Raw genomic sequence first — 11,985 nt, forward strand, 5'->3', positions numbered from 1 at the left:
AATATTAATTGGCTATAAGTCAAGTAAATTAGAGGATAAAAGGAACTATTGTAGCCTTATATTTTTCAAGAAGTTTCTTTGTAATTTTCTTAAAATCTTTGTTAGAAATTATGTCAGCGTTTCTTAATTTTAGGAAAAATAGGTAAGATGTATAGAACTTAAATTCATCATTCATGGCCAAACCTATCCTTAATGTAACATTCGTGAGAACAATATTTCCTGTTTTTATTTCCATAAGCATTAAAAGGTTTATGGCAATAATAACAAGTGAAATTATAGTAAGCCTTACGGTTTACCTTATCCAGGTTACTGTTCCACCAATCTTGTCTGCATTTGGAAGAGCAGAACTTTTTACTCTCATTAATCTCAGCACCACAGTTTATACATATGTGTTTTTTCTTTTCAGAAGTACCAGTTAATCCATTTCGTCTACAAAAGCTTTTCACAGTATTAATAGATATTTTCAAGGCATCTGAAATTTCCTTATAGCTATATCCAGCTTGTCTTAGTCTAGTAATCATAAATTATCCCTCCTACTAGCCCTAAGACAAAAATGGGTATCTTGTTAGGGAATTTATAAAAGTAATTACTTTTATAATGATTTTTAACATTAAAATCTAGATTGTAAAAGTAATTACTTTTTGTTATAATTAAAGTAATAACAAATAAAAAGATTAGGAGGAGTGAACTATTGGCAAATAAAAATGATAGTGGAATAAAACCTTTGAAACACTACAACATAGCAGATTTCAATCGCGGACAATCCTCAAAGATAATAAGAAAAATAGAAGAAGAAGACAGTACAGCATTCGTTTTAAAACATGGAAAACCAATAGCTGTAATAATATCTAATGAAAAGTATGAAAGATTATTAAAAAAGATATTGACATTAATATTTATTAGCAACAGTTTATGAATTGAAATATTCGTGATGGAGGGAATTATATGGATAAACAACAGTTAGCATCTACAATTTGGGAATCAGCAAATCAGATGCGTTCAAAAATAGAGGCGAGCGAGTATAAAGACTTTATCTTAGGGTTTATTTTCTATAAGTATCTATCTGATAAAGAATTAAGATTTTTTAAAAATCAAGGATTGTCACAAGAAGATATTGAAAAGATAAATGAAGATGATGAAGAATATGCAGAATATGTAAGAAAAAACTTGGGATATTTTATTTCATATGAGAATCTATATTCAACATGGCTATCTAAAGGTGGAGACTTTGAAATAGCAGATGTAAGAGATGCGTTATCTGCTTTTGATAGAAACATTGATAGTTCTTATAAGAAAGTTTTTGAAAATATCTTTAAGACTCTTAGTAGTGGACTTTCTAAATTAGGAGAAAGTGCTGCTAAACAAACCAAAGCGGCAAGATCGCTATTAAATTTAATAAAAAGAATTCCTATGGATGGTAGTCAAGACTATGATGTTTTAGGTTTTGTTTATGAATATTTAATTTCAATGTTTGCTGCAAATGCTGGAAAGAAAGCAGGAGAATTTTATACACCTCATGAAGTATCTGTTTTGATGTCTGAAATAATCGCAGAAGAACTAAAAGATAGAGATAAAATCCAAATTTATGATCCAACATCTGGAAGTGGTTCTTTGCTAATTAACATTGGGAAAGCAATGCGCAGATATTTAGATAGTGATAATAAGATAGATTATTATGCTCAAGAGTTAAAAGAAAATACTTATAACTTAACTCGTATGAATTTAGTTATGAGAGATATTAAACCAGCTAATATCAATGTAAGAAATGGAGATACATTAGAAGATGATTGGCCATTTTTTGAAGATGATAGAAAAGACAGTACTTACAATCTTGTAAAAGTAGATGCAGTTGTTTCAAATCCACCATATTCTCAAAAATGGTCACCTAAAAACAAAGAGCATGACCCAAGGTATAAATTTTATGGTGTAGCACCAAGAGGAAAGGCTGATTATGCATTTTTACTCCATGATTTATACCATTTAAAACCAGATGGTATTATGACAATTGTATTACCTCATGGAGTCTTATTTAGAGGAAATGCTGAAAGAGAGATAAGAAAGAATCTGATAGAAAAAAATAAAATAGATACAATTATAGGACTTCCTGCTAATGTATTTTTTGGAACTAGTATACCAACCATAATAATGATTTTAAAACATAACAAAGAGAATAATGATGTTCTAATAATTGATGCATCAAAAGGATTTGAAAAATCAGGAAAGAGTAACAAACTAAGAGATTGTGACATTAGGAAAATAACTGATACTATAAGGGATAGGATTAGTATTGAAAAATACTCTAGGGTAGTTACGAAAGATGAAATAAGAAAAAATGAATACAATCTTAACATCCCTCGTTATGTTGATTCTTCAGAACCTATAGAAAAATATGATTTATATGCAACCATGTTTGGAGGTATCCCAAAGTCTGAAATCATGGAGTTAAGTGACTACTGGGAGGAACTAAAAGGATTAGATGATGAAATTTTTAGAACAAAAGATGGGGAATACTTTGATTTAAATATTGAGGAGTTAAATCATATAATACAAGGACATAAATCATCTCATGAATATATTAAAAAATACAAAGAAGCATTTAATGGTTTTGAAGAAAATCTTAAAGAAGATTTGATAGATGGGATTTTAGATGTTGAAATAGCGGAAGAACGAGAAAAAATTGTAAAAAACATCTTTGAAAGATTAGAAACAATAAAATTAGTAGATAAGTATAAGGCATATCAAATATTTGCAAATAACTGGAATACTATAGAAACTGACCTCGAAATGATTCTAGATGAAGGCTTCGATATTATAAATTTAGTTGATCCTAATATGGTTGTGAAGAAGAAAAAGGAAGGCGACGAAGAAGTTCCTGAAGTTCAGGAAGGGTGGAGAGGTAGAATACTGCCATTTGAATTAGTTCAGGAAAATCTATTAAAAGATGATGTAGAAGAAATAAGGACAATAGAAGCTAGACTTGCTGAAATAACATCTGAATATGGAGAAATACTGGACTCTTTAGAAGAAGATGAAAAAGATGCAGACTATGTAAAGGAAGATAATTCTTCTTTTGTAAATGCTGAAGTCAAAAAATATATGAAAGAAGCTTGTGATGAGATAGAAACAGATGAAATTAAAATATTAAATGGATATCTCGAATTGTCTAAAAAAGCGGAAAAAGAGCAATATGTTAATGAAAATAATAATATTGACTGGAATTTAATGGAAAAGGGTAAAAGTGGAACTTACACAAAAACAGAAATAAATAAAAGAATAACACAAATCCAACAAACTTTTAGCTTTGAGGAAGATTCTTTGGAAAGCAAGCTTCAAAAAGTAACTTTTTTAATTGAAGAAGAAACTGCTTTAAAATCTGATTTAAAAATAAAGAGAGAAGAACTTCATCTAAAAACAAAAGATTTAATAGAAAACTTAGATGAAGATAAGTCCCTAGGCTTACTTTATAAAAAATGGATAGCTCCACTCGTAAAGGGTTTGGATGAATTGGGAAAAAATGTTCTTATAAATCTTGAAGAAAATATAAGAGCTATTTACAAAAAATATGCAAAGACATTTGTTGAAATAGAAGAAGACCTAAATGATAACCAAGAAGAATTTATTTCTATGTCTGATAAGCTAACCGGCAATGAAAAAGATTTAGCAGGAATAAAAGAACTTCAAAAATTATTGGAGGTATAAGATGAGAAATGATAAAAATGTACCGAAAATAAGACTTAAGGAATTTGATACAGAGTGGTCATCTAGCACATTAGAAGATGAGGGTACTTTTTACTATGGTAGAAGCTGCCCGAAGTGGTCGGTTACGAAAGATGCGACAATTCCATGTATAAGATATGGAGAGCTATATACCAAATTTGGGGCCAAAATAGATAAAGTTTATTCTTATACAAATATTTCACCTGATAATTTAAGGTTTAGCAATGGTTCAGAAGTTCTGATTCCCCGAGTAGGAGAGGATCCTAAGGATTATAATCATTGCACATGGCTTTCAATACCAAATGTTGCAATTGGAGAAATGATTTCAGTATATAATACTAAAAATAACCCTCTATTCACATCAATTATGTTAAATGCCACTATGCAAAATGAATTTGCTAAAAGAGTAGAAGGCGGAAGCGTAACAAACCTATATTATGAAAAATTAAAAAATATTAAAGTTTTTTTTCCTTCGAAATTAGAACAAGAAAAAATAGGAAATTATTTTGCTAATATAGATAACCTTATATCTTTACAAAAGCAAAAATATGAAAAACTTCTTGACCTTAAAAAAGCCATGCTAAATAAACTCTTTCCAAAAGAAGGAGAAACGTCTCCTGAAATAAGATTTGATGGTTTTAGTGGAGAATGGGAAGAAAATGTTCTTGGCAAAATAATGGAAGTTACATCTGTTAAACGTATACATCAAAAAGACTGGGTCAAATCCGGTATCCCTTTTTTGCGTGCAAGAGATATAGTTGCAAGATCGAAAAACATCAGGATAAATGATCCTATATTTATAACAGAAGATAAATATATTGAATGCATTTCAATATCTGGAAGAGTTAAGATTGGTGATTTGTTAGTTACAGGAGTAGGAACTATAGGTGTTCCGATGTTAATACAAAATAGTCAACCTATATATTTTAAAGATGGTAATGTGATATGGTTTAAAAACAAAAATAATATTGATCCGAAATTTCTTTTTTATTCATTTTATGGAAATTTAATTCAAAAGTATATAAAAATATCATCTGGAATAGGAACAGTAGGAACATATACTATTGAAAGTGGAAAACAAACACCAATCAAAATTCCTAGTTCACGAGACGAACAAAAAGCTATAGGAGACTATTTTTCTAAACTAGATAAACTCATAGAGTTAAATAAGGAAAAATTAGAAAAATTAAAAAATGTAAAGTCATCGTTACTTGACAAGATGTTTGTCTAGGAGGTGAGATAAGTGCAATTTAATACAGAAGCTGAATTTGAAAAAGCTGTTATTGAGACTTTAATAAAGTATGGATGGGAAGAAGAAGTTATTTATTATCCGACTGAAGAAGATCTTATAAACAATTGGGCTGATATACTGTTTAATAATAATAGGCAAATAGATAAGTTGAATGATGTACCACTTACTAGAACTGAAATGGATCAAATTTTGGAGCAAATTATTGCTCTTCAAAGCCCTATGAAACTCAATGGCTTTATTAATGGTAAGAGCGTAGCCATCAAGAGAGACAATCCAGACGATAAATTACATTATGGTAAGGAAGTAAGTCTAAAAATATATGACAGGCAGGAAATAGCTTTTGGAGAAAGTAGATATCAAATTGTAAGCCAACCAAAATTTAAAGCAAAATCTTCCATTTTAAATGATAGAAGAGGAGATTTGATGCTACTTATTAATGGTATGCCTGTTATACATTTAGAGTTAAAGAGAAGCGGAATAGAAGTTAGTCAGGCATATAATCAAATTGAAAAATATTCACATGAAGGTATTTTCAAGGGATTATTTTCATTAGTTCAAATATTTGTAGCTATGCAACCTGACGAAACAGTTTATTTTGCAAATCCTGGTGAAGGAAAATTTAATCAAGATTTTTATTTCCATTGGGCAGATTTTAATAATGAGCCGATAAACCATTGGGCAGATGTAATTGCTAATTTATTAAATATTCCGATGGCTCATCAATTGATAGGTTTTTATACGGTTGCTGATTCTAGTGATGGTATTTTGAAAGTAATGAGATCTTACCAATATTATGCTGCAAATGGAATTGCAGAAAGGGTAGCTAAAAATACATGGTTTGAAGGGAAACAACTAGGTGGACATGTGTGGCACACAACAGGTTCTGGAAAAACTATGACTAGTTTTAAATCTGCTCAGCTTATTGCATCGTCAAATGATGCCGATAAGGTAATATTCCTTGTAGATAGAAAGGAACTTGCTGTTCAGTCATTAAATGAATATAGGGCATTTAAAAGTGATGATGAATCCGTACAAGCTACTGAAAATACAAATATTTTAATTAGTAAGTTAAAAAGCAATGACTATGATAATACACTTATAGTAACCTCAATTCAAAAGTTATCTAATATTAGTGAGGATTCAGAAGTTTTAAAAATTGACGATATTAAATATATATCTAAAAAGAGAATGGTCATAATAATAGACGAATGCCATAGGTCTACTTTTGGAGAGATGCTTACTACTATAAAGAAAACATTTAAGAATGCACTTATATTTGGATTTACAGGAACGCCTATTCAAGAAGTCAACATAAAGAAAGACAGTACGACTCCAACAATATTTGGAGATGAAATCCATAGATATACTCTATCTGATGGTATCAGAGATGGAAACGTATTAGGCTTTGATCCATATATGGTAAAAGTTTATCCTGATTCAGAGATAAGAGAAAAGGTTGCTTTACACCAAGCTAAAGCAGAATCCATTGCTGAAGCAATGGCTTATGAAAAGAAAAAGAAAGTATTTATGAAATTTATGGATTCTTCAAAAGTAAGTATGTGTGAAGAATTAATAAATAATAAGTGGGTCAAGGGAATAGAAGATTATGTTCCAAATGAACAATATGAAACTGAAGAATACAGACTGGCTTTGATTGCTGATATAAAGAGTAAGTGGCCTTTATATAGTAATGATAATAAGTTTCATGCTATTTTTGCAACTTCAAGCATTCCTGAAGCAGTAGATTATTATAGACTTATGAAAAAAGAAATGCCTGAGCTTAATATTACAGCCATGTTTGACCCTAGTATTGATAATGAAGGACAGTCTTCTTTGGATAAAGAGGATGGGATTGTAGAAATGCTGGAAGACTATAATGATAAATATGATATGTCTTTTACAATTCCAACGTATGATAAGTTTAGGAAAGATGTCAGTAGGCGACTTTCACATAAAGAACCATATGAAAACATCAATAGAGATGAACAAATTGATATTTTAATTGTTGTAAATCAAATGTTAACCGGATTTGATTCTAAAAGAGTTAATACTTTATATCTTGATAAAATGCTTCAATATGAGAATTTAATCCAAGCAATCTCAAGAACTAACAGAATCTACAACAAAAAAGAAAAACCTTTTGGAATTATAAAGTGGTATAGAAGACCAAATACAATGGATAGAAATCTAAAAGAAGCAGTTAAAGCATATTCTGGAGACATACCACTTGGATTATTTGTTGATAAATTACCTGGCAATATTAGAAATATGAATAATTGCTTCGAAGATATGAAGATTCTTTTTGAAAATTCATATATAGAAAATTTTGAAAAACTACCTGAAGAAAATAGTGTAAAAGCTAAATTTGCTAAAGAGTTTAATAGATTTTCAAAACATTTGGATGCTGCATTGATTCAGGGATTTGATTGGGAAATTAAAGAATATGAATCCGAAGATTCCACAATTTCTGTGATTTTTACAGAAGAAGACTATTTGAAACTTCTAGCTAGATATAATGAATTACCTAAGAGTGGTGGAGGTCATGGAACAGATGAAGTTCCTTTTGATATAGATACTCGAATTATAGAACATGATAGCGAGAAAATAGATAAAGACTATATGAACTCTAGATTTGAAAAGTATATCAAATTATTAGCAGAAGATGTTTCTAAAGAAGAGGTAGAGAAATTAAGAAAAGAACTTCATGCATCATTTTCAATGCTTTCTCAAGAAAGGCAAAAGCTAGCTAGTATTTTAATATATGATATTCAGTCGGGAAATATTGAATTAAATCCAAATAAAACTTTTAACGACTATATAAATGAAATGCTTGCAAAGCTTGAGAACAATAAAATTAGAAGAGTTGTAAAATTGTTAGGATGTTCTGAGGAGCTTTTAAAATATTTATATAAGAAAGAAGTAACTGAGGATAATATTTCTGAATATGGAACTTTCGATGAATTAAAAGAAAGTTGTGATAAAGAAAAATCAGAAAAATTCTTTGAAGATTCATATGGTGATTCATATTCAAATAAACGTCTACCTATGTATATAGATGGATATTTAAGACACTTTCTTTTAAATAATGGAGAAGATCAGTTTATTGAAATAGACTATGAGGAAACATTAAATGAAAAATATAAAAAGAAAGAGTATAAACAAATCGATGTTTCTTTAACTAAGGAAGACTTAAAAGATAAAAAAATTAGTACTAAAGTTTCAACTGCACAATTAAATTCTTGGTATAAAGAAAGCGGAGCTTTAGCATCTATTATTGAGAGTGATTGTTTTGCATTTGTTGACAATCATTTATGCTTAAATACAGAGGACTATGTTGAAAAGAAATCAACAGGTTGTTATGCTTTAACAGATTATGCCAAAGAAAATGAGGAAGAATGTTTCTTACAATTTGTAGAAGATGAGAACGGCCAACTCAAATATGTGACTTTACCGTCAGTATTAGCAAGCAAAACATTTTATTACTATGAATATATAGGAGAAGACTTATTAACTCAATATGGCCTTGTCAATCAAATGTCTAATGAAATGTTAAAAGCTATAAATAATCTTGAATTTGGGGATTCTCTAAAAAAACTGATGAGTAAAAATATTTGTGATTGTTCATTTAAGAACTTACAAGGAGATACAGGACTTGATAAAAGAACAATTAGTAATATGCAAAAAGGCCAGAATTTAAACAAATTGAATGTTATATCGGCTTGCCTTGGTATTCATATTCCTTCAAAGGTAAGCAAGAAAATGCTTAAGTTAGCTCAAGTTACAATAGATGAGGATTTACCTGGTAGAGCTGGAGATGATAACAACACGTATAATATGTTAATACATTTAAAATGGGCTACGGATTATCCTGAGATTATTAAAGAGCTAAAAGATCAAAATTTGGAATATTTATTGAAATACCCAAAGTCTAAAAAGAAAAATTAACAAATAAGAAACATATCCAGTCGACTAAGGATCAGATTTAATATCTGGTCCTTTTTTATTTGCAAAAATAAATTTTTTTTGAAGTTTATTCAACGGCAGAACCTTAAAAAAGAGCGGTTTTTAGAAGTGATAACCATAAAATGGCTTAAAAAAGCGTTTCATCCGTTGAAGTTTCTTCAACGGATGAAAAATAGCTACTTGTTAAAATAAAAATGTACTAGTTGGTACAAAAAATATTAGTCTCAAAAAGTATGAGTGCGCACGAATACGGAGATGCAAAAAGAATAGAATTTAGTGGATAAAGACTAATTTTTCTTCGATGCAGCTACCGTTATTTGTCATGTGCAAAATCAAAACTTTAGCTTATGGAATGCCTCTTTTTGCATCTCAAACGAGATGACAAAAGGAGGCTTTTTATATGGAAAAGCGAATGTTAGAGACTCTTATGACTAAAGAGGCGGTAGAGGACTTTGGATTAGATGTAAATAATTTAATAAAAGTTAGAAAAAGAGATCAGACCTACTATGTTTACCAAGAAGAAGTTAGTAAGAAAGTTTATGAAGAAGTTAATCGAGAAGAACGTAAATATCAAAAAAGACGTCAGCGAATGTTTAAGACAATGGCAGAAAAAGGAGAAATGATTATTTCATTAGAACAAAGTATGGAAGATACAGACTTTGAAATAGAGTCTGAAATAAATGTAGAAGAGCAAGCTGAAAAACATTTGATGCTAGAAGCACTAGCTGATGAAATAGAAAAATTACCAAAGGAAGATAGAAAACTCATGAAATTAGTTTTTAGAACAGATTTAACCCAAAGACAATTAGCAGAGATTTTAGATCTATCACAAGGTGCTATAAATGGGAGAATTAAAAAAAATATAAAAATATTGAAAGAAAAACTAATCAAGTAGGTCGATTTTGTCTTAGGGCTAGTGAAGGGGTTAAGAACTAAATCTTATATTTGGTTCTTCCTTCTAGCACCTAAGGAAGGAGGAAATCTTCATGGAAAACAAAGAGGGAATGGCAACAAGCTTATATGCCATATAAATTGTAGCTAGGAAATTAGCAAGACAGTTATTAAAAGAAATGGAGGGTAAAAAAGATGTCAAGAATAAAGCTACTGATGGAAATCAAAGAAGATGCAGAGAATCTTGCATCTAGTATAGGTGTCCTTCTCACAGCACTAGAAAGTGATGAGGAACTGCCTAAAGAAGAAAAGGTAAAACAAGAAGAAAAGACCTATGAGATTGAAGATGTTAGAAAAATACTAGCTGATAAATCAAGATTAGCCTATACGGCTAAGATAAGAGAACTATTAGAAAAGTATGGGGCTAAAAAGCTATCTGAGATTGATCCAGGTAACTATAAAGACTTGGTAGCAGATGTGGAGAAACTCTAATGGGTGATCATGCAATATTATCTGCATCAAGTAGTTCACGTTGGATTCACTGTCCACCAAGCGTTATGCTTTCTCAAAAATATGAAGATGAGGTTAGTCCTTATGCACTTGAAGGCACCTCAGCTCATGCCTTAGCAGAATATAAGCTTAAAAAGTTATTAGGCTTAGATATCAAAGATCCTACTAATGATTTGAATTTTTATGATGAAGAAATGGAGGAGTTAACTGAAGGATATGCATCATATGTAACTGAAGTAATAAGTAGGTACGAAAGCCCAGCCGTCTTTGTAGAAGAAAGGCTTGACCTATCAGACTATGTTAAAGAGTCATTTGGCACAGCTGACTGTGTAGTTGTAAGTGGTAATGACCTCCATATAGTAGATTTAAAGACTGGATATATTTTTGTAGATACAAAAGAAAACACACAACTCATGTTATATGGACTCGGTGCTCTGACTCTCTTTGATGGAATTTATGATATTGAGAAAGTAGTTCATCACATCTATCAACCAAGAAGGTGCAATATCTCAACTTATGAAATCAATAAGACAGAACTATATAAGTGGGGAGAATCTGTACGAGAGATTGCAGAGAAAGCTTACAAAGGAGAAGGAGAATTCTCTTGTGGAGAATGGTGCATATTCTGTAAAGCAAAGAATAAATGTAGGAAAAGAGCAGAAGAGAACCTAAAACTAGCACAAGATGAATTTACCCTACCACCAGAACTATCTGACGATGAAATTGAAGAAATCTTACCAAAACTAGACGAACTGGAACTATGGACAAAAGATATCAAGGCTTATGCATTAGAAAGAGCCCTTAAAGGTCACAGGTGGAAAGACCTAAAACTTGTAGAAGGTAGGTCTAATAGGAAATACCGAGATGAAGATGAAGTTATAAATAAAGTAAAAGAACTGGGATTTAATCCCTTTGAAGAAAAGTTACTTGGCATCACAGCTATGACTAAGTTACTAGGTAAGAAAGTCTTTGATGAAAATATCACTGACTTATTAGAAAAACCAAAAGGAAAGTTAACCCTAGTAAGCATTGATGACAAGCGAGAAGAAGTAAAAATTGACAATGTTAAAGAAGAATTCGGAGGTAAATAATATGTCAAATATGAATAAAACAAAAGTAATTACAGGTGAAGTTAGATTAAGCTATGCAAATGTATGGGAACCAAAGTCAATCAATGGTGGTAAAGAAAGATACTCAGTATCCGTCATTATCCCAAAGAGCGACCAAAATACAATCGAGAAGATTGAAAAAGCAGTAGATGCTGCTATTGATGAAGGACTTTCTAAATTCAATGGAAAAAAACCTAATAAGAAAGCTATCAAGCTTCCATTAAGAGATGGCGACACAGAAAAAGATGATGAGGCTTATGCTGATGCATACTTCTTAAATGCCAACTCTATGACAGCACCTCAAATTGTAGATAGAAACGTAGAACCAATTCTTGATAGAAGTGAAGTTTACTCAGGAGTTTATGCAAGGGTATCACTAAACTTCTACGCCTACAACGTAAATGGTAATAAAGGAGTGGCCGTTGGCCTTGGAAATATTCAAAAACTAAGAGATGGTCAACCTCTAGGAAATAGGTCTAACGCAGCAGATGACTTTGATGCCATGGATGACAATGACGACTTTTTAGCATAGGAGGACTTTAT

At 30.8% G+C, this 11,985-nt stretch carries 10 protein-coding genes; 8 read left to right on the plus strand and 2 right to left on the minus strand.

Annotated features, from left to right (window positions below):
- Positions 1-28 precede the first annotated feature (28 nt).
- Positions 29-175 carry an SHOCT domain-containing protein gene (locus tag BIV18_RS10655; protein ID WP_178385779.1) on the minus strand — a complete coding sequence of 49 codons (147 nt, stop codon included), beginning with the start codon at positions 173-175 and terminating at the stop codon, positions 29-31.
- Positions 168-521 (minus strand): DUF2116 family Zn-ribbon domain-containing protein, encoded by a 354-nt coding sequence (locus BIV18_RS06310; protein ID WP_075659802.1) that lies wholly within the window; start codon positions 519-521, stop codon positions 168-170. The genes BIV18_RS10655 and BIV18_RS06310 overlap by 8 nt, the downstream gene beginning before the upstream one ends.
- Positions 522-691: 170 nt before the next feature.
- On the opposite strand from BIV18_RS06310, the gene BIV18_RS06315 reads away from it, so the two are divergent.
- From BIV18_RS06315 to BIV18_RS06350, 8 genes are all read left to right on the plus strand, one after another.
- Complete coding sequence (locus tag BIV18_RS06315; protein ID WP_075659803.1) at positions 692-916, plus strand: type II toxin-antitoxin system prevent-host-death family antitoxin; 225 nt, start codon at positions 692-694, stop codon at positions 914-916.
- A 29-nt stretch (positions 917-945) separates the two neighbouring features.
- Positions 946-3,699 (plus strand): type I restriction-modification system subunit M, encoded by a 2,754-nt coding sequence (locus BIV18_RS06320; protein ID WP_075659804.1) that lies wholly within the window; start codon positions 946-948, stop codon positions 3,697-3,699.
- A 1-nt stretch (position 3,700) separates the two neighbouring features.
- Positions 3,701-4,948, plus strand: coding sequence for a restriction endonuclease subunit S (locus tag BIV18_RS10775; protein ID WP_075659805.1), 1,248 nt, complete (start codon positions 3,701-3,703; stop codon positions 4,946-4,948).
- 12 nt (positions 4,949-4,960) lie between these two features.
- Positions 4,961-8,914, plus strand: coding sequence for a type I restriction endonuclease subunit R (locus BIV18_RS06330; protein WP_075659806.1), 3,954 nt, complete (start codon positions 4,961-4,963; stop codon positions 8,912-8,914).
- 418 nt (positions 8,915-9,332) lie between these two features.
- A complete protein-coding gene (locus tag BIV18_RS06335; RefSeq protein ID WP_075659807.1) occupies positions 9,333-9,827 on the plus strand; it encodes a sigma factor-like helix-turn-helix DNA-binding protein in 495 nt (164 codons plus the stop codon).
- Positions 9,828-10,018: 191 nt separating this feature from the next.
- Positions 10,019-10,315, plus strand: coding sequence for a hypothetical protein (locus tag BIV18_RS06340; RefSeq protein WP_075659808.1), 297 nt, complete (start codon positions 10,019-10,021; stop codon positions 10,313-10,315).
- A complete protein-coding gene (locus tag BIV18_RS06345; protein WP_075659809.1) occupies positions 10,315-11,424 on the plus strand; it encodes a DUF2800 domain-containing protein in 1,110 nt (369 codons plus the stop codon). The genes BIV18_RS06340 and BIV18_RS06345 overlap by 1 nt, the downstream gene beginning before the upstream one ends.
- A gap of 1 nt (position 11,425) precedes the next feature.
- A complete protein-coding gene (locus tag BIV18_RS06350) occupies positions 11,426-11,974 on the plus strand; it encodes a DUF2815 family protein (RefSeq protein ID WP_075659810.1) in 549 nt (182 codons plus the stop codon).
- Positions 11,975-11,985: the final 11 nt, after the last annotated feature.

This window comes from Peptoniphilus grossensis (assembly GCF_001940285.1).
Lineage (GTDB): Bacteria > Bacillota > Clostridia > Tissierellales > Peptoniphilaceae > Peptoniphilus_A > Peptoniphilus_A faecalis.

What these genes read in the sequence shown, in the direction of transcription:
- BIV18_RS10655 (WP_178385779.1), bottom strand. Translation starts at nt 175, where the DNA reads ATGAATGATGAATTTAAGTTCTATACATCTTACCTATTTTTCCTAAAA.
- BIV18_RS06310 (WP_075659802.1), bottom strand. Translation starts at nt 521, where the DNA reads ATGATTACTAGACTAAGACAAGCTGGATATAGCTATAAGGAAATTTCA.
- BIV18_RS06320 (WP_075659804.1), top strand. Translation starts at nt 946, where the DNA reads ATGGATAAACAACAGTTAGCATCTACAATTTGGGAATCAGCAAATCAG.
- BIV18_RS10775 (WP_075659805.1), top strand. Translation starts at nt 3,701, where the DNA reads ATGAGAAATGATAAAAATGTACCGAAAATAAGACTTAAGGAATTTGAT.
- BIV18_RS06335 (WP_075659807.1), top strand. Translation starts at nt 9,333, where the DNA reads ATGGAAAAGCGAATGTTAGAGACTCTTATGACTAAAGAGGCGGTAGAG.
- BIV18_RS06340 (WP_075659808.1), top strand. Translation starts at nt 10,019, where the DNA reads ATGTCAAGAATAAAGCTACTGATGGAAATCAAAGAAGATGCAGAGAAT.
- BIV18_RS06345 (WP_075659809.1), top strand. Translation starts at nt 10,315, where the DNA reads ATGGGTGATCATGCAATATTATCTGCATCAAGTAGTTCACGTTGGATT.
- BIV18_RS06350 (WP_075659810.1), top strand. Translation starts at nt 11,426, where the DNA reads ATGTCAAATATGAATAAAACAAAAGTAATTACAGGTGAAGTTAGATTA.